This is a genomic window from Paenibacillus tritici (genome assembly GCF_018207515.1).
Classification (GTDB): Bacteria; Bacillota; Bacilli; order Paenibacillales; family Paenibacillaceae; genus Paenibacillus_AQ; species Paenibacillus_AQ tritici.
Window position 1 is genome coordinate 3,503,185 of sequence record NZ_CP073365.1, and the last position, 20,761, is coordinate 3,523,945.

Consider the following 20,761-nt stretch of genomic DNA (forward strand, 5'->3'; position numbering starts at 1 on the left):
AAGATGGCCTTTCAAATATTATTGAATCTCATGATAGCCTTCCTGTGGATGTTCCTGAATAATGATTGGACGGCCTCCGGCTTCATCGTCGGGTACGCGCTGGGGGTTGCCGTTCTCATTGTCATGCGCCGGTTCTTCGGCGGGCGGCTGTATCTGGGCAAAGTGTGGGCGATCCTGAAGCTGGCGGGTCTGCTGCTGCGGGAGCTGGTCATATCCAGTTATGTTGTGGTGAAGGCAGTGCTTAGACCGAATCTCAACATCCGCCCGGCTATTCTGATGTACCATACAGAGCTGAAGTCGGACTGGGAGGTAGCGGTGCTGATCACCATGCTCTGCCTTACACCGGGCTCCGTCGTGCTGGAGGTATCCAAAGACAACCGCACCCTATATATTCATGCGATGGATATAACGGATGTGGAGCAGTTCGACGCGAATATCCGCAATACGTTTGAACGCGCGATTCTGGAGGTGACCCGTTCATGATTCACTTTATCCTCATGCTGTCGCTTTCGATTATGGTAATCTCTATTGCCATCTGCGCCTGGCGGCTGGTCAAGGGACCTTCACTGCCTGACCGGGTGGCCGCGCTGGATACCATAGGAATCAATCTGCTGGCGATGGTAGCGGTTCTCTCGATCCTGTTTAAGACTGAGGCTTATATCGAATATATTCTGCTCATCGGAATTCTCTCTTTTATCGGCACGATGGCACTGGCCAGATATATCGAAAGGGGAGTGGTGTTTGAATATGGAAATGATCAAGACGGCAGTTGAATTACTGTTTGTCCTGCTTATTCTGACCGGTGCACTGCTAAGCGCCGTCAGTTCCGTGGGGCTGATCCGCTTGCCGGATGTCTATTTGCGATCACATGCCGCAGCCAAAAGTGCTACGCTGGGTGTGCTCTGTATCCTCAGCGGCGCGTTTCTCTATTTTGCCTTTTTTCTCGATTTCGTCAGTGCGAAGCTGCTGCTGGGAATCGTCTTCGTATTCATGACTTCGCCGCTGTCAGCCCATCTGACCGGCCGTGCGGCCTACCGTTCCGGTGTTCCGCTCTGGAACCGCCGCATCCAGGATGACCTCAAGGGGGCGCTGGAGAAGGAACAGCTGAAGGAACAGGTGAAGACCGATTCATCCTCGTCATAATCAAATAAGAACAGGGATGTCCGAAGCACCATGAGTCGCTGCGGGACATCCCTGTTGTGATATTTGGCTATGAACGGATGGCAAAGGTTAATGAGAAGCGTGCTGGTGTGCGGTCCGTCTGCGGTAGAGATGCAGCAGCAGATAGGAGGCGGCAAAGGCTGCCGTAACCAGCCACAAGGGGATTCGCGGGTCCAGCTTGTACGCCCAGCCACCGATAATGCCCGCAGGTGCGGTGAACACCAGGATCAGCACGGACAGCATAGAGAATACCTTCGCCCGTTTATCATCATCAATCGCGTTCTGCACGGCGGCCTCCAGATAAGGAGAGCTGATCATCAGTCCCACAGCTGCGAGAATGGTGCTAAGACCGATCCAGATGAAGCTTGCTGAAGGATAGAGAACCAGCATGGCATTCGAGAGAGCAGATAAGCCGAAGCCGGCCATCATGGAGCGGTTAGCGCTCTGATCCGGGATTCTGGGCATCAGCAGCCACAGGGTCAGCAGCATGATGACCGAGGACACCGCCGGGAACAGAGAGAGAATGCCGCTATCCAGATGAATATAATCTGCGAGATACAGATACAGGTAGGTGCTTTTCAGCGTGGCCTGGAAGTTGAACAGAATATAGACGCCGAAGATCAGCAGCAGATTGCGCTCAGCCCCCAGGTCACGGAAGGCGCCGCCATATTCAACCAGACTCTCTCTAAGGCTAAGCTCCCGGATCTCCTGCCGTTTCCTGATCCCGGCCTCGGTCTCCCGGGTTGTCAGATGACGGCCTACGAACTGGAAGGTCATGAAGAGGAAGGCAAGCACATACATGATCCTCATGCCCGTGACCATGCCATACTGGTGGACAAGCAGACCGCCCAGCGGTGCGAACAGTCCTCCGATAACTCCGATGATCTGCAGCAATGTGAATACATAGGTCCGGTCAGAGGGACGGGTGTCTTCTACAATCAGGCAGTAAAAGGCAATATGAGGCACACGCTGGAAGCCGTTGATCACCGCGGCCGCCACAAAAAACCACAGGTTCTGTGAAAAGGCCCACAGCAAGGTTGCCAGACTCCAGCTCAGCAGGTCGAAATATAAAATAGCCCGCTTGCGTCCCAAACGGTCCGTTAAATATCCGCTGAGCAAAGACGAGAACACCTGTACAATCAGTCCGATGGTTGTGATCCATCCGATGTTCAGCTCCGTCAGACCCAGCTCGTACATGTACAGGGTGGCATAGGTAGAGAACATGCTAAAGGGAATCAGGAAAAAAGGCTCAAAGGTCAAGCAGCCCCGGCTGTTTCCCTGCAGCCGCGGAAAAAAGGGTTTGGCCATGATGAAGTCCTCCAAGGTTGTCATTTGAATATACCGCGTAGATTGAACTTAAAATTAAACTAAAGGGAAGAGTGGCGGAGGAGAATTTTGGCACTGTAGGAGCGCCAGCGTCCGCCTTTGTCTGCGGATTTCCACATACAAGTTCAATCTATATATTCTATGGGAAGCAGTAAGACTTTATCAAGAGCCAAACCCTATATTTATTTATCACAAATTGGTTATTTATCACAAATTGGAGTTGAGGACATGTTTATTATTCTCGGGCTGGTATTTATTACGATATACGCCTTAATTGTATTCTATATTGGCTGGAGCGGCTGGGGCTGGATTAAGCCGGTAGTGTCGGGCAGATTCCGGCTATTCTATATCATTGCGCTGATCTTCCTGGCCAGCTCGCTGATCCTCTCCCGGCTAGTGGCCGGATCGGCCATCCTTAGCGTTATCGGGAGCTACTGGCTGGCCATATTCAGTCTGCTCCTCATGCTGCTGCCGCTCGTGCATCTTATGGTCTGGCTCACGAAGCTGAGCCGCCTGCCGCGCCATGCCGTTCAGAAGTGGTCCGGTATCCTGACGCTGGTGGTGCTGGTGGGCCTGATTGGATATGGGAGCTATAATGCTTACAGTCCGGTTGTGCGTGCCTATGAGGTACAGATCGACAAGCCGGGACCGGCGAACGGCGAGCTTCATGTCGTGATGGCTTCAGATATGCATTTCGGCTATTTATCCGGCAAACGCCATGCGGAGCGGATGGTCAAGGAGATCAATGCGCTCCAGCCGGATCTTGTTCTGCTCCCCGGCGATATTGTAGATGATGATGTCCGGCCTTATAAGGAGAAGGGGATCGGCGAAGTTTTATCGGAGATTGAAGCTCCGCTTGGCGTGTACGCCTCGCTTGGGAATCATGACCGGTTCAAAGGCGGGACCGAGGAGATCCTCAGCCTGCTGGAGGAGAGCGGAATTCAGGTGCTCTATGACGAAGACGTCGAGGTGGGAGGCTGGCTGACGCTGATCGGACGCAAGGATTATAGTGATAAGGAACGCGCGAAGCTGGCGGATCTGACCAAGAGCATAGATCCTGCCAAGCCGGTGTTCATGCTGGAGCATCAGCCGGTTGAATTCAGTACCGCCGAGGAGCAGGGAGTCGATCTGATGGTCTCCGGCCATACGCACCGCGGGCAGATCGCGCCTGCCAATCTGATCACCTCCAGAGTGTTCGAGAATGACTGGGGTTATCTGCAGAAAGGACAGCTTCATACCATCGTCTCTTCAGGCTATGGCTTCTGGGGGCCGCCGATCCGTATCGGCTCACGCTCGGAGGTAGTGTCCATTCATGTTCGATTCTCGAATGCACAATAGGTAAGGCGGAAGGGCTGACCTCAAGCTGGGGTTGGCCCTTTTTGTATGTCATAAGAGTATGGTTATTTAGCAGGTTTACAAAAACCAATAGATCAGTTATATTGTACTGGTACAATAAGTACACTGTTCGCACAAGGAGGAAACGTGTGGAGATCATCATCAGCAGCAACAGAAACAAGCCCATTTATGAACAGATCACTTCACAGATCAAAGGCAAGATTATGAGTGGGGAGCTTCAGGCGGGAGATTCCATTCCTTCGATGCGCGCCTTGGCCAAGTCCATTCAGGTCAGTGTAATTACGGTGCAAAAGGCTTATGAGGAGCTGCAGCGCGACGGATTCATCGACACTACGGTGGGGCGCGGAAGCTTTGTCTCCGCCGTGAGCCGGGATGTATTTCAGGAAGAGCAGCAGAAGCAGACAGATGAGCATCTGAGACAAGCTGCAGAAATCGCCCGTGCGGGCGGAATCAAACTGGAGAAGATGGTTGAGATGCTGACTATCTTTTATAAGGAGGGTAATCATGAATCTTAGTTTAGAAATAACCGGACTGACCAAGTCCTATGCTGATTCTGATTTTGTGCTGGACGATGTATCCTTCTCCATTCCCAGCGGAACAATTATGGGGTTCGTGGGGGAGAATGGGGCCGGTAAGACGACAACCATCAAATCTATATTGAATACCGTTCATAAGGACAGCGGGACGATCCGGCTGATGGGCCAGGAGATGACGGATAGAGACACTGCATTACGCGAAGACATCGGGGTTGTACTTGATTCTGCTAATTTCCCGGAGGTATTGACCCCCGGCAAGCTTGCTAAGGTAATGCGCGGAATCTACAGGCAATGGGATCAGGCGCTCTACGTGAGGCTTACGGACAAGTTCGCCCTGCCAATGAATAGAAAGATCAAGGAATTCTCCCGGGGCATGACAATGAAGCTTGCCATAGCCGCCGCCATGTCGCATCATCCCAAGCTGCTGATCCTTGATGAAGCGACCTCAGGCCTCGACCCTGTGACCAGAGAGGAGATACTGGAGGTGTTCCTGGAGTTCGTAGAGGATGAGCGCCACGCCATACTGATGTCCTCCCATATCACAAGCGATCTTGAGAAAATTGCTGATCATATCACCTTCATACATCAGGGGAAGATTATTCTGACGGCAGTGAAAGATGAGCTGATCTACGATTATGGTGTTGCCCGCTGCACAAGAGAACAGTTCAAGCGGATTGCGGAAGGAGATCGGCTGACTTATAGAGTAAGGGAGCATCAGATTGATGTGCTGGTCGAAGATAAACAAGGCTTTGGACAGAAGTACAGCGGCGTTACGGTGGATCAGGTATCCATTGATGAGATTCTGCTGCTGCTCGTAAAGGGGGAGAAATAATATGCGCGGGCTGCTGTTAAATAATTATTACTCACTGCAAAATAACATCAAATCCTCCCTCGGCATTGCGCTGCTTCTGTCGCTGGTTTCCTTTGCCGGGGTGGATCGCAGCGTACTGAATGCAGTCATTGCGGCGCAGATTTGGATTTTTGTGTTGAGCATCGGGGCCTCCCTGCAGATGGATGAGGCTTCTAAATGGAACCGGTTTGAACTCACCATGCCGATCAGAAGGAGAACGGTCATCCATGCGAAGTATTTGTCCTTCCTGATGTTAATCCTCATGGGCACCGCTGTAAGTCTGGTGACTCTGGCATTAACCTATGTAAGCAAGGGAGACATAGCACATTTGAACCTGTCCACCGGGTATACCTTCGGTTTATCTTTATCTATCTCCACCCTGGCGATCTATTATCCGGTCATTCTTAAATTCGGTGTGGAAAAAAGCGAGCAGATGGTGATGATATCGGCAGGGCTATCGCTGGGCCTCCGTCTCCTGGTGTGGATGCTGCTGAACCTGTATATGGGCGATGTGAACTTTAATGGTCCTGAGACCGGGTATGTCACCCTGATCCCTGCTGTACTCCTGTTCGCAGTGTCCTATCTGTTTGCCGTGCGGATTCATCGGAATAAAGAATTCTGATACAACGAGGTTAACACCTGCATATGGTGATTGTTCATCGGATCAACTCTTCCGAAATAAGGGAGCTGCCATGTCTGAGTAGCTGAAGCCTGCTTATTGGTGACGGTATCCCAGGCCGGATATACCCGTATCGCCATTTTACCCGGTGCATTATCGGTTGCCAGCACGCCATGCATTTTCAGCAGGTCTTTGGGAAAAACAAACTGTCCAAGCTCCCCGCTGACGGGGTGGAAGGTGTTAATGACCAGCAAATCAGGGGCATCGGCATAGGAGAAGGCCTGGTTTTTACGCTCGGCATTTTTTTCCCACATCGCGACGAATTGACCGGTCTTCGTGGGGGTAATTTTGGCAACCCGAAACCGGACCGACAGGGCACCCAGTTGGAATGTACCCGCTCCATATTCGGCATTCTGCGGTTCTTCACGTATGGAATCGGCAATGAAGCCGGCTGGCGCGTACAAGGTTTCATTAATATAAGCTAAGGTGGTGTGGAATTTATTCATAAGTAAGCCCTTCTCCCATAAAGGTGATCATGTTGCTTCTATTAAAGATACTATATAAGAAGCACTAAAGAAAATAACAAAAAGCAAAAAAAGCGGAGGGGAAATTTGGAACTGTAGGAGCGGTAGCGACCGCCTCCCTCCTTATGATTCAGTTTTCTTACGCTAGCTCGCTAATTCGCAGGATTTCATTCGTTATGAATACAAATGCAGTAACGAAGCAGAGCGGGTGGGGGTTAAGGTGGCGGTACGGGCATAACCAAATAAGGGGACACAAGACAATTCCCATTAAATCCCTTTATTTGCATGCTCCATCTTTAACCTTGTGGTTTACCCTCCCATGTCTCAACGGGTCGATGCCCTTACATTCCTTCGTTACACCTATCAAGGAGATGGAGTCCGTCAGTGCTTTGTCCACGGGTCTGAGCCCTTTAGGCGGTCGTAACGGTACTCATGCTTCATGATGAATCCTGCGAATGAGCCAGTTGGCAAGTGGATACTTTCGGTCTTAGGCTGCAGAGTTTACCTTGCACACATCATAGTCGGAACCATTCTTGGACATCGCTACAAGCATGCGTGCGAGCTTCCCGCACAGCTTCATGATGGACTTCATGCCAGTCATGTGTTTCACTCGTTTGTTATACTGATGAAGTGCCCGAAATTCCGGATTGACGGAGACCATCTGAAATACGGCGATAAAGAGGATTTTTCGCAGTCCAGGTCGCCCTCGCTTCGTAATTTTCACTTGGCCTTTGTAGAGGCCTGAGCTGTTCTCCGACAGATGTAAACCGGCTAAACGAAGTAATTGGTTGCCGTGGGCAAAGCGGCTGAAGTCACCTGCTTCACTGTATAACGCCGCCAAGGTAATGTCATGGATCCCTTTAATCGATCGCAAGCTCTTCGTGGCGGGAATGGTTTGAAGGATGTGATGAATCTTCTCCTTCAGTAGCTCCATTTGGTCGTGAAATAACTGTAGTTGCTGTAAAAGCATCGATAGACTCAGTTTAGCTTCTTCGACGGACTCTGGGCTGCCTACCGTTCGTTGTGCCGCGTGGAGGAGAGCGACGGCGACTTTGTGGCTACCGGCACGTTTTAAACGCTTCTTCCACCCTACAATGACCTCTTGAACCGACAAGGTGCAAAGATCGGAAGGATGAGCAAATTCGGCTAACGTTGCCAGAGCGGTCTTCGAAGTGATGTCTTTAAAGACCTGCTGGAACTCAGGGAAGTAGATGTCAGTCCAGCGGTAGATTTGATTGACTATACTGGAAGCTTGTTTGGAAATGTAGTCTCTGGTGTTGACCAGTTGCCGAAGCGCCTGAAACGGTCCCGTGTGCAGGTATAGGTCGCTGTAGTAGCCATTCTTGACCATGTCGGCAATCACTAAGGCATCCTTGACGTCATTTTTCGTTGGGGAGTTGTCCCGGTTTTCTTTATTGCGTTTCACCTGAAAAGGGTTGACGAGAACGAGTTCGAGCTGCTTCTCTTGAAGCCAGAGCGCCAGATTGAACCAGTAGTGACCGGTGGGCTCCACACCGAAAATGACATCGGTTTTGTGAAATTGGATCTGGAGCGCCTGCATCCACTGAAACAGCTTTTTAAACCCCTCCTGATCATTGGAAAAGGAAAGATAGGCTCCACGTTCGATGCCTCGGTAGTCGGTGGCACGAGCGACATGAGTGAATTTGGCGATGTCGATCCCCACAATAAGATGATGAGGGGTAATACGTTCAATGCGTTGATTTTGTTGGGCCGATTGTTTAAACTTCATAGTAAGAGCACCTTCCTTATAGATGATTGGTTGTCGTCGTGGACACCATTTATCATAAGGAGGTGCTCGTTAAATTTCAAAGCCCAAATTTAAGGGGATACAGGAATGCTTTGTCACCGGATTTCCACCGCGAACAGCGGAATAAAGCAAGAAATCTGGGGATGGGCAGCGGCCGGAAGTCCAAATGTTCACCGCAGTGACGACGAAGCTTCAAGTTCAAAACTTAAGTGCTCCTTATACGCGAAGGAAATTTCCCGGTAATCGGTGAGATTTTTTGTTAGAATAGGAGGGCTGCATGATTTTACTCGACTAAAGGAGAGGTCTTATTTGTTGAAAAGAAGCATTACAATCATGCTCGCGGCACTATTGCTGCTATCGGGCAGCCTTACAGCATTTGCAGCTGAGCAAGGCAGCGGCGGAGCAGGGGGAGCTACCCCGTCCGGCATTCCGCTGACCGGTCTGGAAGCTTTTGTCGACGATTATGTAAAAGAGTACATAGGGAAGCAGACCGTAGGCGCATCCGTGGTTATGGTGAAGGATGGACAGGTAATTCTGTCCAAGGGGTACGGCTATGCCGATGTGGAGAATCAGGTCCCCGTCTCCCCGGATACGGTTATGGAATGGGGCTCCATCAGCAAGCTTGCCGTATGGGCATCCGTCATGCAGCTTGCGGAGCAGGGCAAACTGGACCTGAATCAAGATGTCCGTAAGCTGCTGCCGGAGAATTTCCTGAAGAAGCTGAAATACGATGAGCCGATTACGATGCTGAATCTGATGAACCATAATGCCGGATTTGAAGAGTATATGTTCGATATGGCCTACCAGTCACCTGAGGAAGTGCGGTCACTGGAAGAGGGGCTGAAGCTGGCCCAGCCCGCACAGATCTACAGACCCGGAGAGGTAGTCGCTTATTCTAACTATGGCAACTCACTGGCTGCCTATATTGTGGAGCGCATCAGCGGACAGCCGTATCATGAATACGTCCAGCAGCATATTTTTGAGCCGCTGGGCATGAAGCATTCCATGGCGTATTCTGTGGTGGAAGACCGCCCGGAGCTGCTGGAGCATAAGGCCAAGGGATACTTCTTCGCCGGACCAGGCTCCTTCAATCAAGGGTCATGGAATTATATGTCCATGTACCCGAACGGCGGAAATAACGGGACGGCTGAGGATCTGGCCAAGTTCGCCATGGCCTTCATGCCTGCCGCCGGAGAGCAATCCCCGCTGTTTCAGAAGTCAGGAACGCTGGATACGATGCTGACCCGCAGTCATTCCGCTGCTGAAGACATGCCGGGCATCGCCCACGGGTTCTGGGAGTATCCGGGAGTTCACCGGACGATGGGGCATGGCGGGAACACGATTGCTTTTGCCACCAATCTTATGCTGGTGCCTGAAGAGCGGTTTGCAGTCGTGATTATGACGAATCAGGCGGGCGAATCCCATATTGTTCATGGTCTGACCAAGGCAGTAGTGGGACAGAGAGCGCAGACGGAGGCAGCGGTTCTGCCGGACGTATCAGAGGTAGAAGGCCGATTCGTGGCAGCGCGCCGTCCCGGACATGGCTTCATGAAGCTGTTCCCTTATCTCACGATGATGAAGCTTGAGCCACAGGGAGCAGATCAGCTTCAGGTGTCACTTGCCGGGATGAGCGGAAGCTATCAGCAGGTTCAGCCTTACCTCTATGAGAAGACGGGTGGGGATTCAGGGCTGGATGCCTGGCCGATGCTGTATGCCAAAGTCAGTGAGGGGAAGGTAGAGGCCGTCTCGGTGTATACCTCCGATTATCTGCCGCTGTCTCCTGGCCGGTCCATGCCGGTCCTGCTGCTGAGTGCAGCACTTGCGGCACTCGTTATTGTCTATTTCGTGGCGGCCCCGTTTGTATGGCTGGTACAGGCACTTTTCCATAAACGTAGAGCCCGCCGCAACCGTACTGCACCCCGTTCCGGCGGGAAGCTGGCGCTCAGCCTGATCTTAACAGGTACTGGTCTGGTAGCGAACAATCTGGTGCTGGCCTTACGCATGCTCAGCAACAATGAACGTGCCTATGCGGAGGTGTATCCGCAGATCATAGTGAATATTGCGCTAACCGGACTGGCTGCACTGCTTATCGCTGCGCTGTTTATAACCAGGAGGAGGCACCTGACTCCGTCGCCTGCTTCAACGGCCCGTTATCCTTGGTCCGTCATCGTGCCCATGGTGATGATGGCAATTCTACTGGCCCAGCTTATATTCTGGGAATTTTACAGTTAAGCAGCAGGGGAAGGGCGGAGAAGCGGCTATCTGAACCCCACGTGTGCGACAATCATCTGTTCGTGGCGATCGACAGAATACCTTTCATTTTCTGTATAAATGGCTACGCTGTCCTTAAGAGGATGGCGTAGCCGTTTTCATTTCTGCAATGGGCTCTAACCTATGTACAATTCATTGGGTTCGTTAGCGATAGAAGTCCACCATATCTCCAAACAGCCGTTTAATAAATTCGAGCTCGCTTTCGTTATATCTTTCCAAAAATTCGTACATTCTTTGCTTTTCCTTCGCATGAAGCCCCTCATGAGCAGCAAATAGCTTTTTGCCGATAGGCGTTAGCCGAAAATACACTTCCTTTTTGTTGTCGTTGAACTGGGCTTTTCGCACCCAACCTGCCTTTAGTAATTTATTTGCGATCTTAGAGGTATTTCCTTTACTTAAATTGATTCTCTCCGAGATGGAAGTGAGATTGATCGGCTCCTGCTCTCCGATGCACGCAATGGTGTGCAGCTCCGTCATATTCAAGCTAAATTCTGATTCAATATGCTTCCGGATATCCTTCAGGTATGTGGCAGTTATTCGGGTTTCATATTGCTCTTTTTGCTCAAGAAACTGAACGAAAAATTCATGAATGGCAGTTTTGTTTTTACTGGCAGTATCCATCATTATGCTGGCTCCTCGACTTATTTGTTTTATTATATCATAGATTGTTCTCTGAGAAACATACGGGCATACCCAGATTGGGATTGGGGTTGACATGGTAAACAGTAACCAAGTAAAATTATATTGTTTCGTATGAAACTAAAATTTTATATAATTTTCAGCACACTTGTTTTAACAGGCGATAAAAAAGGTTCTAACGAAACAATAATTGATGAAGGAGGTTTGCCGGAAATACTTGTCCACTTTTCAAGAGGGAATTTATAAATATGGAAATGGAGCATACCTGCCTATGGAAGCCGTAAATCCGAAGACCTTGACAGATAAGGTTACATCTGTAATTTCTCATGTCGTGGTAACTACTGCCTCCAAATTGGCCTTCATCTCAGGTCAGGTTTCTGTAGATGAAACAGGATCATTGGTCGGTTCAGGGGACTATTACGCGCAAGCGATTCAAGTGTTCACCAACCTTAAGTATGCATTGGAAGCCGTGCAAGCGGATCCCTTGTACATTGTAAAAATGAATATTTTTGTTGTAAACCACAACCCGGAATTGATTTCGAATATTTTTGAGGCAGGATTTCATGTGTTTGGCCCTAACTGGCCGAAGACAGCAAGTACCTATATAGGCGTTCAAGCACTAGCCGATCCTGAATGGCTTATCGAAATAGACGCTATCGTGATCTTCCCATAATGTTTAAGAAAAGAGGGGTTTGATATGAAATATGAAGTCATCCTGATCGGCGGCGGACCTGTCGGCATGATGCTGGCCGGGGAATTGGCATTAGCCGGTGTAAAGGTCTGCGTCATTGAGCGATTAAAAGAGACAACCCCTTATTCACGTGCGCTTACGGTACATCCTCGAACTCTTGAAATATTAGATATGCGTGGAGTGAAATCACAATTAATCAGTCAAGGCCGCTTACTTTCGAGAGGACATTTCGCCGGATTAGAAACTCCTTTGGATTTCACGGTGTTGGATTCTTCTTCCAATCACACTCTCTTTTTACCGCAGAGTGAGACGGAGAAGGTGTTGGAGGAATGGGCGCTTAGCCTTGGCGCAGAGGTCTGGAGAGAGGTTGAGGCTCTATCTGTACACCAGGATGAGGATGGGGTTGACGTTAAGATCGCAGGACCTCATGGAGAAAGAACGTTAAGATCAGCTTATGTGGTAGGTACGGATGGAGCCAGAAGTTTGGTTCGCAAGCATGCAAATATATCATATGAAGGTACAGATGCGACCTTCACGGCGATTCTGGGGGATGCCGTTCTATCTGATTTGGCTCCTATGAGTGTCATATCCCGGATTACAGAAAAAGGATTGGTCAGTATCATGCCGATCAATGATCATATGTATCGGGTCTTGATGATCGATATGGAGAGACGTAACATCTCTAAGGATGAGCCCGTTACATTGGAAGAATTTCGTTCATCGCTCATCCGTACGACCGGAAGCGATCTGGGATTGAACGATGTGAAATGGATGTCCCGTTTCGGAAATGCGACGCGGCAAGCTGGACGCTATCGGAAGGGTCGATTGTTCTTGGCGGGAGATTCGGCGCACATTCATTTTCCCGCTGGTGGACAGGGAATGAACGTCGGCTTACAAGAAGCGATGAACTTAGGCTGGAAGCTTGCAGGAGCAATCAAAGGCTGGGCTCCGGACTGGCTATTGGACAGTTATCATGCCGAACGCTTTCCATGGAATACGGCCTTGCTCCGGAATACCGAGGTCCAAACCCTGCTTCTGGACGTGACTCCCCCTATCACGGAACTTCGAAGCATGTTAGCTGAACTGATTCAAATACCGGAGGCTAATTATCAAATCGCCGCACAAGTTTCTGCAATGGATGTACATTATGATCCAGACGCCGAAGCGCCTCCCCATCCTTTAAATGGGAAACGTTTCAAGGATCTAAGCTTAAAGCTGAAAGACGGGCCATTGATTAACGCCTATCCGTTACTACACAAAGGTACTTTTCTGCTGCTGCATTTCCATTCTAATGAACAGAATAGCAGTCAATGGGAAACATATAGCAACCTTCAAGTTGTACATGCCTCTTTGGCTGAGGCTGACGCGGATTGGAACGACGTCCACACGGCGCTTATTCGCCCGGATGGACATATTGCCTGGGCGATTCCTCTATCCGTTCCAAATCCAATGCAAACCATAAATGAAGGAATCACTCGCTGGTGCGGAGACAGTACCGTGTAGTAATTCGTTCGAGGTGAGTAACTGATTCGCTGCCACGTTCAAGGATCTAATGAATTAGGGCTTGCAATTAAAAACAAGCGACCCTCCAGAGGCCGACAGCCCCGGTGGATCGCTTGTTTGTGTTAACGGTATTATTTGGCCCGTAATACTTAGCCTTTGACCCCGCCGACAACCATCCCTTTGACGAAATACTTCTGCAGGAACGGATAGACGATGATAATCGGTACACTGGCCACAATGGTCATCGTGGCACGGATAGAGGTCGGTGTAACGGTCGCTTTGTTGCCCTGCGCGTTCGCAAAGGCATCGGCTGCCGAAGAACTGGACATCGCGGTGTTGGACGTAGACAGCATCTTCATTAGCTCATACTGGAGCGTACTCAGGTTCGGCATGGATGAGTTATACAGGAAGACGTCGAACCAGGAGTTCCACTGATAGACCGCTACGAACAAGGAGACAGTAGCCAGAGCCGGAACCGTCAGCGGGAGTACAATACGCGAGAACGTAATGAAGTCTCCGGCGCCGTCGATTTTGGCCGATTCCATCAGCCCCTCAGGCAGTGCCTCGATGAAGGAACGAATGACAATCATATTAAATACGCCGATGATACCCGGGATAATATAGACCCAGAAGGTATTAAGCATATTCAGCTCTTTGATCAGCAGGTAGCCCGGGATCAGACCGCCGCTGAAGTACATGGTGAAGATGAACGTGACAGACACAAACTTCTTAAGCTTATATTCCGGACGGCTGACCGTATAGGCAAGCATCGCTGTACAGAATACGGAGACCACAGTTCCGACAATCGTCCGTGCTGCGGAGATGAAAGTCGAATAGAAAATGTTGGATTCACTGAACACATACTCAAAGTTCCGCAGTGTCCATTCCCGCGGCCAGATATAGATATCCCCACGGACGGAGTCATTCGCTTCATTGAATGATAGAGCAAACATATTCAGGAACGGGTAGAGGGTGACAGTCACCAAGAGAATCATGAAGACCGTATTACAGATATCAAAGATCCGGTCACCTAATGAAGAATTCCGGTATGAATTAGCTTTGGATTTAGCCATAACTTGTGTCCTCCTTTCTAGTACAATCTGCTTTCGCCCATACGTTTGGCGATATTATTGGCTGCGATCAAGAAGATGAAGCTGACCAGCGTTTTGAACATACCCGCTGCGGTGGCAAGCCCGAAGTTATTCATCTGCATCCCGTACTTCAGTACGAAAATATCCAGATTCTCCGAGTAGTCGAGGTTCATCCCGTTACCTAACAAGTACTGCGCCTCGAAGCCGGACTCCAGAATATGGCCCAGGTTCATGATCAGAATCAGCACGATAACCGGCTTGATACCCGGCAGGGTAATATAGAACATTCTTTGCAGACGGGAAGCCCCGTCAATCTCAGCCGCTTCATATTGAGAAGGGTCGATGGAGGTGATGGCTGCCAGATAGATGATGGTGTTCCAGCCGACATTCTTCCAGACCTCCGTAACCCCGAGTATTCCCCAGAAGTACTTGCCTTCGCCCAGCCACAGAATTGGATGATCAATAAGCTGCATTTTGACCAGCAGCACATTGATGATCCCTTCCGGTGCCAGTGCCATCTGCACGATATTAGCCGCTACGACCCAGGAAATAAAGTAAGGCAGGTAACTGATCGTCTGCACGGTGCGCTTGAAGAATATATTACGCAGCTCATTCAGCAGAAGGGCCAGCACAATGGCCGTTACAAAACCCAGTACCAGGTTAATGGAGCTCATAACCAGAGTGTTACGAAGTACGCGGTAGAACTGCGGTTCCTGGAATAGGAACTTGAAATTATCCCAGCCGACCCACTTCTGGTCGAACAGATCCTTGGCTGGCTTGAATTTCTGAAAAGCAATCGTCCATCCCCATAGCGGGAGGTATTTGAATACAATCACCCATAACAGAAAGGGCAGTGACATCAGCATCAGCATTTTTTGTTTAGATAGCTCTTTAAAAAAAGATTTGAAGCGCGAAGTGCCGGTGTTATTCGATTTTGCCAACTGCACAGCGGTTTTCCCCACCTGTACCGTCCCCTTTCCTAGCTCCATATTCTCTATTTGCTAACCAGTGTAAGTGTAGAAGGGAAAAGTGAAGGCGAGCTTCACTTTTCCCGGTTCATCATGCTTGCGGTTAGCGGTCAGCTTACCACTTGCCCTCAACGCGGGCTTTTACCTTGTTAGTCATGAATTCTTCGTAGCCCTTGGCGTCCAGCTTGTTATACTCTGCCAGGTATTCATTCCAGACCTTTTCAAATTGGCCAGGGGCTGCCAGCACCATGCGAGGATAGTACTTCTGCTGCAGATCGCCGGCTCTCTGGCTGAATAGCTGTTCAGGGGAGCCCGGTTCTTTCTCGATACTCCAGGCAGGGTACCATGGGCGTTCTACCGGCTCAGCATAGAAGTCGGAGAAGGTCTTCAGGTTGTAGGCCTTCAGCAGTGTTTTGTCGCCTTCGGTGTAGTTGATGGCTGCAACTTCCGGCTGGTTGAACGGAACATGGGCATTTCCGTCATCATACACGGAGTTGTCGCCATAACGCGGCCATTCATAATCGAAATAAGCGAAGCCAAATTTACGTTTGAAATCATTGTCGTTGCGGTTTGTCAGCTGTTCTTCGTTCATCACCATACGGCCTTCAGCGTTCTTAGTGTAAGTTTCGCCTTCAATGCCCCACTCTACAAGCTTCTGGTTCTCATCGGTCAGCAGGTTGTCAAAATACTTGATGATGCGGACCGGGTCCTTCGCGCTGACAGAGATGCCCAGCCCGCGGTTGTTCACGAAGGAAGGAGGATCAACATAAGCGTCTTTAATGCCTTCGTCAAATACGATAGGAAGGGCAACGTAACGCAGGTCGTCATTACCGGCGGATCTCAGGTTGTTAGTGGCGTCGTTGATCTGCCAGGAATAGTTGACATATCCAAGTACACGGCCGGAGGTCAGCTTCGCCAGATACTGGTCTTTGTTCGCTGTGAACGTCTCAGGGTCAACCAGACCCTTGCCGTTCATTTCGTTCAATTTGGCCAGCCAGCGCTTCTCATCTTCGGTTCCTTGATACAGCTTGGCTTCATGAGACTCCATGTCCACCAGGACGCCGCCTTCATTCGGATAACCGGCCAGATGCATTGGCTGGTTGGTGATGGTGAAGAATTCACCGGCTGTACCGGCGAAGGTGGCGAAGCCGATGGTGTCTTTGCCATCCACCTTAGGGTACTTAGCTTGGTATTTCTCAATCAGGTCAAAGTACTGGTCAAGCGTTTTCACTTCCGGGTAACCGAATTCCTTAAGGACGCGTCTCTGCATCCAGAAGGTGCTGCTAGGGTCCGGAGGCGACAAGTATCCGTTTACATTTGCAGTGAAGGGAAGGATATAGATATTGCCGTCTTCATTGGTGATCTTGTTCATGTAGTCGCCGTAGACGCGCTTGATGTTAGGGCCATACTTCTCAATCAGATCATTAAGCGGAATGTATGCACCGGCATCGAGCAGCTTGGCCAGCTCGCCGACTGGAGAGATGACATCAGGATAGTCGCCTCCGGCAATCATAACACCGGACTTGGTGCTTCCATCGCCAACTACGTATTCCATTTTCCAGTCTACACCTGTCTGTTCCTGAAGCTTCTTACCGATGGTGGTATCACTGGCCATGGTATCCTTGTTGGCCCCGAAGCCGAAGTAAGTGAATGTTACCGGTTCTGTGCTGACTTCGCTGTTTTCTCCGCCGGACTCACTGTTCTTTCCTCCTGCATTGTTGCCGTTCGAACAGCCGACAATGAGGAGTGCCGAAGCCATAACAACAGCCAGTCCGGTTTGCAACCATTTCTTTGTACGCATTTCATATCCCCTTTCTTTACCTTGTGCTATTGAACATCCTCATTATAAAAGAAAGCGTTTAACTTTGTTACAGGGCAAACCTTAGATCAGTCTTTGAATAATTAAGAAACAGGCTTTATTTATTATGGAGCGGCAGCCTGAGCATGATGCGTGTTCCCGCTCCAGGCTCGCTGGTGATAGTGAAGGTGAAGGATTCGCCGTAGTATATTCTCAGCCGTGTAATCACATTTTTCATACCGATGGAGTCCCCCATAGCCGAAGTGTCCTCGAAGTAATGCTGAAGCTCCCGGATCTTCTCCTGATCCATTCCCACGCCATTATCCGCAATAACGAACACGATCTGACCGTTCTCCTGGGCGATCTGAATGTTGATATAGCCGATCCCGGCTATATTCTCAATGCCATGAATACTGGCGTTCTCCACATAAGGCAGGAAGGCCATCTTCGGAATCTCGATGCCCAGCAAGGACTGGTCCACCTCGATGTGATATTCAAGCTTGTTGTCGAACCGGTATTTCTGAATCTCCAGGAAGCTCTCGATTAATTCAAGCTCCTCGCGGATCGTCACGAAGCTGCTCTTCCACATGATTGATTTGCGGAAGATCTTCGCCATGTTCTGGATCGTCCGGGCCGTCTGGGTCTCGCCCTTCATCATGCTCCGCATCCGGATGGTCTCCAGTGCATTGAACAGGAAGTGGGGATTAATCTGGCTGTGCAGCGCATGAAGCTGTGCCTGCCGCTGCCGCAGCTCCAGCTCCTTCTTCTGTATCTCAGCCACATATACATCATTGATCAGATTCTCGATCCGTTTGCTCATCCGGTTGAATTCTACCGTAAGCTCACCGATCTCATCCCGCTCCAGGTGATAGGGAATCAGACCGAAATTTTTGTCCTTCACGGACTTCATGTGCTTCAGGATGTTTTTGATACGTGTGTGGATCGAACGGGACATGATCACGATCACTAGGGTAGGCACAAGGAAGTTAATCCCGGCAAACCACAGGATAAATTGGCCCGATTGTCTCACATCCGACAGAATGAGCGCTTCATCCAGCACGCCATAGATGGACCATCCGCTTAAGTAACGGTTATTCTGATAGGTTTTGTCGATCACGATGGCCTGCTTCGGCTTGGGAATCTCATTCGGAGTAAGGACCTGTCCTGACGTAACCAGCTTGCTGGGTGTACCGCTGGAGAGACGGCCGAAGCGCGCTTGACCGGAAGGGTCGAGAATGTAGAAATCCCCGCTGAAGCTGGATAAGTCCAGAATTTGCCGGATATAGTTCATATTCAGATCAATTTTGAACACATGCTCATAGGTCTCAAGCCGGCGGTCGGTGAGTCTTTGGATGACACTGATACTGTCAGGCGTAACATAGAGATGGGGATGTGTATTGCTGAATTGACTGATCTGTTTATACCAGTCCTGATTCCGCATTTCATCCTCGAATTTTATGATATGGCCCGAGGCGAGAACGGTTGGATTGTCCGTCATGATGACAGAGGAGCTCATGATTTTATTCTCCTTGTCGGTGCGGTTGAACAGATTCGAGATGGCATTCAGCGATTCCACATAACGGTCTGTGGACGCATAGGTGGTGTTCAGATGTTGAATGAGCTGCCGGTCAATGGAGTAGAGGTAGGAGATGCCTGCGGCATCCTCAATAACCGTCCTCAGCTCGGCTTGTAACAGGGTCATTGCCTGCTCGGCATCCGCGGTCTTCTGATTCTTGATATTGGCAGTGGTTACCCGGTAGAACATCACATTGGTCAGGATGATTGGAATGAACACGCATACAATGTAGATGACGATCAGCTTGCTTCTAAGCTTCATATGATTCAGACGAAAGTTGAACACGGAAGGGAGCCTCCTTATTTATTGCCCGATCATCATATTGCGGTAATCGGTAGGGGTCATATTCTCAAGCTTTTCGAACTGGGTGGCGAAATAATCAGCATTCTGGAAGCCGACCAGCTCAGCAATTTCGTACATCCGTTTCTTGGTCTGGCGCAGCAGGCGTTTCGCTTCCTCAATCCGCAGCGTCAGCAGGTATTCATTGAAATACACTCCGTAGGTTTTGCGGAATAACTGCCCGAGGTAGACCGGATTCATGTCGAAATCGGAAGCAATCCCCTTCAGGTAGATGTTTTCCCGGTAATGACCGTCGATGTATTTCTTTATTTTTTCAATATTGCCTTCGCTTTTGCCGCCGCGTTTCTCTGCGATATATTCAGCGGCCTCACGGATAAAATGCTGAAAAACCTGCTTCAGCTGATGCAGATTACGGTACTTAAGCGGCCAGTGGAGCAGCTCCGTCATCCATTGCAGCGTGTTCTCATCGCCTTCAAGCTGGCGGATAATGTTGATGATGGCAATCATACTGCGCCGGATTGTGTTCGTGACAGCCCCCGGTGCGAAGTGGCGTTCCTGAAACAGGGTGAATATCGCGTCAACCACCGTGCTGTAGCCTACGGCGTTATTGGCTTCCACCTCATAGATGAGCTTGCTGTGCAGCCCTTCATCAATATCAAAATAATATAAAGGCAGCTCAAGCAGCTCGTCCGCCATATAAATGCCTTGGAAACCGGCGGCAAACCGGTAATTCAGGCATTTCTCGGCACTGGCGCCGGACACAACAATCTGCTTCAGATGACTTACATTATGGCCTATAAAGAAAGCCAGGGTGGTTCCAAGCTCCCGCTCCAGTGTATCCAGCAGGTTGCTATAGCTGCTCCGTTCCCCGCGATTCCGCTCATCCATCCACAGCTCAGGCACGATAATGCCGTATTGGTTATTCGTGCGCACATGAAGGAGCAGCGTCTGTACCTCCTGCCGGAAATAATGCTGCAGCGAGGTCTTCAGAGCAGGCATATAATCCATTTCGCCGGGTGGAAGCTGGTCCTGGACTTCAGCAATGACATAAGTATAGGAAGAGGAGAGCGGTAGCTCCAGCGCATAGGCAATCCGTTCCATGACCTGATCATCGGGCTGCGTCTGCAGCAGGCTTTCGATGACCGTCTCGACCAGGGGCTTTTCCTTAGTGATGGAGAGGAGCTGCTTCTGATTAAGCGTACGGGTGATCTTGTTCAGGGCGGCGGTAAGCTCCTGTTCGTCAACCGGCTTGAGGATGTAGTCGGAGACATTGTAACGGAAGGCTTGCTGGGCATACGAGAAATCAGCGTATCCGCTTAGAATAATAAATATCGGCTGCTGCTTAAGCTCCGTCTTCACCTTCTGGATCAGACCCAGACCATCCAGCACAGGCATGCGGATATCGGCGATGACCAGCTCCGGGTTCAATTGTTCAATCAGGGTAAGCGCTTGCTCCCCGTTCTCGGCTTCCCCGCAAATTTCGAATTGCAGCGAGCTCTCATTCAATATCTTGATTAAGCCCTTCCGCACAAAGATTTCATCATCTACAATCAGCACTTTATACAATATATTTCCTCCTTCGGGTTATTCTGGCTGAAAGTGAGCTATACCAAGGTTAAGCTGTAGTGAAATCATTATAAGCAATGTTTAGTCAGAAGTTAACTGCTGATGTTAAAATCTCCAACGAAAGACAAGATACTTCAGATTGTATAGGGCTGTAAATGGGAGCATATGACCGTACTTTTACGAACCGGCAGGCTGAGTCCGGGTCTTCTGCGCTCAGC

Annotated in this window: 19 protein-coding genes; 10 read left to right on the plus strand and 9 right to left on the minus strand. The window is 49.9% G+C overall.

All coding sequences use genetic code 11. The annotated features are described in order from the left end of the window. Window positions 1–3 precede the first annotated feature (3 nt). From KDC22_RS14945 to mnhG, 3 genes are read left to right on the plus strand one after another with little or no spacing between them, the layout of a single operon-like run. Window positions 4–483 (plus strand): Na+/H+ antiporter subunit E, encoded by a 480-nt coding sequence (locus KDC22_RS14945; RefSeq protein ID WP_211723628.1) that lies wholly within the window; start codon window positions 4–6, stop codon window positions 481–483. Further along, complete coding sequence (locus KDC22_RS14950) at window positions 480–773, plus strand: Na(+)/H(+) antiporter subunit F1 (protein ID WP_173126715.1); 294 nt, start codon at window positions 480–482, stop codon at window positions 771–773. The genes KDC22_RS14945 and KDC22_RS14950 overlap by 4 nt, the downstream gene beginning before the upstream one ends. After that, window positions 748–1,143, plus strand: coding sequence for a monovalent cation/H(+) antiporter subunit G (gene mnhG / locus KDC22_RS14955; RefSeq protein WP_211724049.1), 396 nt, complete (start codon window positions 748–750; stop codon window positions 1,141–1,143). The genes KDC22_RS14950 and mnhG overlap by 26 nt, the downstream gene beginning before the upstream one ends. A gap of 87 nt (window positions 1,144–1,230) precedes the next feature. On the opposite strand, the gene KDC22_RS14960 is transcribed toward mnhG, so the two are convergent. Then, on the minus strand, window positions 1,231–2,469 hold the full coding sequence (locus tag KDC22_RS14960; protein ID WP_211723629.1) for an MFS transporter: 1,239 nt from the start codon (window positions 2,467–2,469) through the stop codon (window positions 1,231–1,233). Window positions 2,470–2,715: 246 nt separating this feature from the next. Between KDC22_RS14960 and KDC22_RS14965 the strand changes: the two genes are divergently transcribed. The 4 genes from KDC22_RS14965 to KDC22_RS14980 all read left to right on the plus strand — a co-directional run bounded on the left by KDC22_RS14965 (window position 2,716) and on the right by KDC22_RS14980 (window position 5,851). Next, window positions 2,716–3,825: a metallophosphoesterase gene (locus tag KDC22_RS14965; protein WP_211723630.1), complete on the plus strand. Its 1,110-nt coding sequence runs from the start codon at window positions 2,716–2,718 to the stop codon at window positions 3,823–3,825. Window positions 3,826–3,971: 146 nt separating this feature from the next. Further along, window positions 3,972–4,358, plus strand: a complete 387-nt coding sequence (locus tag KDC22_RS14970; protein WP_211723631.1) for a GntR family transcriptional regulator — start codon at window positions 3,972–3,974, stop codon at window positions 4,356–4,358. After that, complete coding sequence (locus KDC22_RS14975; RefSeq protein WP_211723632.1) at window positions 4,348–5,211, plus strand: ABC transporter ATP-binding protein; 864 nt, start codon at window positions 4,348–4,350, stop codon at window positions 5,209–5,211. The genes KDC22_RS14970 and KDC22_RS14975 overlap by 11 nt, the downstream gene beginning before the upstream one ends. 1 nt (window position 5,212) lies before the next feature. Beyond that, entirely contained in the window at window positions 5,213–5,851 is a 639-nt protein-coding gene (locus tag KDC22_RS14980) for an ABC-2 transporter permease (protein WP_211723633.1), read from the plus strand. Here KDC22_RS14980 and KDC22_RS14985 read toward each other — a convergent pair. Then, window positions 5,830–6,354 carry a MepB family protein gene (locus KDC22_RS14985; RefSeq protein ID WP_173126731.1) on the minus strand — a complete coding sequence of 175 codons (525 nt, stop codon included), beginning with the start codon at window positions 6,352–6,354 and terminating at the stop codon, window positions 5,830–5,832. The two genes, KDC22_RS14980 and KDC22_RS14985, sit on opposite strands and share 22 nt — an antisense overlap. Before the next feature lie 505 nt (window positions 6,355–6,859). Then, window positions 6,860–8,122, minus strand: coding sequence for an IS110 family RNA-guided transposase (locus tag KDC22_RS14990; RefSeq protein ID WP_211721899.1), 1,263 nt, complete (start codon window positions 8,120–8,122; stop codon window positions 6,860–6,862). A gap of 327 nt (window positions 8,123–8,449) precedes the next feature. Between KDC22_RS14990 and KDC22_RS14995 the strand changes: the two genes are divergently transcribed. Then, window positions 8,450–10,372 (plus strand): serine hydrolase domain-containing protein, encoded by a 1,923-nt coding sequence (locus KDC22_RS14995; protein WP_211723634.1) that lies wholly within the window; start codon window positions 8,450–8,452, stop codon window positions 10,370–10,372. 183 nt (window positions 10,373–10,555) lie between these two features. Here KDC22_RS14995 and KDC22_RS15000 read toward each other — a convergent pair whose 3' ends face one another. Continuing rightward, window positions 10,556–11,035, minus strand: a complete 480-nt coding sequence (locus KDC22_RS15000) for a MarR family transcriptional regulator (protein WP_246553584.1) — start codon at window positions 11,033–11,035, stop codon at window positions 10,556–10,558. Between the two features lie 232 nt (window positions 11,036–11,267). Here KDC22_RS15000 and KDC22_RS15005 point away from each other — a divergent pair, with 232 nt between their 5' ends. Together KDC22_RS15005 and KDC22_RS15010 are read left to right on the plus strand one after the other, a co-directional pair. Continuing rightward, a complete protein-coding gene (locus KDC22_RS15005) occupies window positions 11,268–11,723 on the plus strand; it encodes a RidA family protein (RefSeq protein ID WP_246553586.1) in 456 nt (151 codons plus the stop codon). Between the two features lie 24 nt (window positions 11,724–11,747). Beyond that, window positions 11,748–13,244 carry a monooxygenase gene (locus tag KDC22_RS15010; protein ID WP_211723635.1) on the plus strand — a complete coding sequence of 499 codons (1,497 nt, stop codon included), beginning with the start codon at window positions 11,748–11,750 and terminating at the stop codon, window positions 13,242–13,244. Window positions 13,245–13,393: 149 nt separating this feature from the next. Here KDC22_RS15010 and KDC22_RS15015 read toward each other — a convergent pair whose 3' ends face one another. The 5 genes from KDC22_RS15015 to KDC22_RS15035 all read right to left on the minus strand — a co-directional run bounded on the left by KDC22_RS15015 (window position 13,394) and on the right by KDC22_RS15035 (window position 20,534). Then, on the minus strand, window positions 13,394–14,317 hold the full coding sequence (locus tag KDC22_RS15015) for a carbohydrate ABC transporter permease (protein ID WP_173126740.1): 924 nt from the start codon (window positions 14,315–14,317) through the stop codon (window positions 13,394–13,396). A gap of 17 nt (window positions 14,318–14,334) precedes the next feature. Then, window positions 14,335–15,297: an ABC transporter permease gene (locus KDC22_RS15020; protein WP_246553588.1), complete on the minus strand. Its 963-nt coding sequence runs from the start codon at window positions 15,295–15,297 to the stop codon at window positions 14,335–14,337. A 121-nt stretch (window positions 15,298–15,418) separates the two neighbouring features. Continuing rightward, window positions 15,419–17,104, minus strand: coding sequence for an ABC transporter substrate-binding protein (locus KDC22_RS15025; RefSeq protein ID WP_211723636.1), 1,686 nt, complete (start codon window positions 17,102–17,104; stop codon window positions 15,419–15,421). Window positions 17,105–17,219: 115 nt separating this feature from the next. Beyond that, on the minus strand, window positions 17,220–18,962 hold the full coding sequence (locus KDC22_RS15030; protein ID WP_211723637.1) for a sensor histidine kinase: 1,743 nt from the start codon (window positions 18,960–18,962) through the stop codon (window positions 17,220–17,222). Between the two features lie 18 nt (window positions 18,963–18,980). Beyond that, window positions 18,981–20,534, minus strand: a complete 1,554-nt coding sequence (locus tag KDC22_RS15035) for a response regulator (RefSeq protein ID WP_246553730.1) — start codon at window positions 20,532–20,534, stop codon at window positions 18,981–18,983. Window positions 20,535–20,761 lie beyond the last annotated feature (227 nt).

What these genes read in the sequence shown, in the direction of transcription:
- KDC22_RS14975 (WP_211723632.1), top strand. Translation starts at nt 4,348, where the DNA reads ATGAATCTTAGTTTAGAAATAACCGGACTGACCAAGTCCTATGCTGAT.
- KDC22_RS14985 (WP_173126731.1), bottom strand. Translation starts at nt 6,354, where the DNA reads ATGAATAAATTCCACACCACCTTAGCTTATATTAATGAAACCTTGTAC.
- KDC22_RS14980 (WP_211723633.1), top strand. Translation starts at nt 5,213, where the DNA reads ATGCGCGGGCTGCTGTTAAATAATTATTACTCACTGCAAAATAACATC.
- KDC22_RS14990 (WP_211721899.1), bottom strand. Translation starts at nt 8,122, where the DNA reads ATGAAGTTTAAACAATCGGCCCAACAAAATCAACGCATTGAACGTATT.
- KDC22_RS15010 (WP_211723635.1), top strand. Translation starts at nt 11,748, where the DNA reads ATGAAATATGAAGTCATCCTGATCGGCGGCGGACCTGTCGGCATGATG.
- mnhG (WP_211724049.1), top strand. Translation starts at nt 748, where the DNA reads ATGGAAATGATCAAGACGGCAGTTGAATTACTGTTTGTCCTGCTTATT.
- KDC22_RS15015 (WP_173126740.1), bottom strand. Translation starts at nt 14,317, where the DNA reads ATGGCTAAATCCAAAGCTAATTCATACCGGAATTCTTCATTAGGTGAC.
- KDC22_RS14950 (WP_173126715.1), top strand. Translation starts at nt 480, where the DNA reads ATGATTCACTTTATCCTCATGCTGTCGCTTTCGATTATGGTAATCTCT.
- KDC22_RS14960 (WP_211723629.1), bottom strand. Translation starts at nt 2,469, where the DNA reads ATGGCCAAACCCTTTTTTCCGCGGCTGCAGGGAAACAGCCGGGGCTGC.
- KDC22_RS15025 (WP_211723636.1), bottom strand. Translation starts at nt 17,104, where the DNA reads ATGCGTACAAAGAAATGGTTGCAAACCGGACTGGCTGTTGTTATGGCT.
- KDC22_RS15000 (WP_246553584.1), bottom strand. Translation starts at nt 11,035, where the DNA reads ATGATGGATACTGCCAGTAAAAACAAAACTGCCATTCATGAATTTTTC.
- KDC22_RS14945 (WP_211723628.1), top strand. Translation starts at nt 4, where the DNA reads ATGGCCTTTCAAATATTATTGAATCTCATGATAGCCTTCCTGTGGATG.
- KDC22_RS14965 (WP_211723630.1), top strand. Translation starts at nt 2,716, where the DNA reads ATGTTTATTATTCTCGGGCTGGTATTTATTACGATATACGCCTTAATT.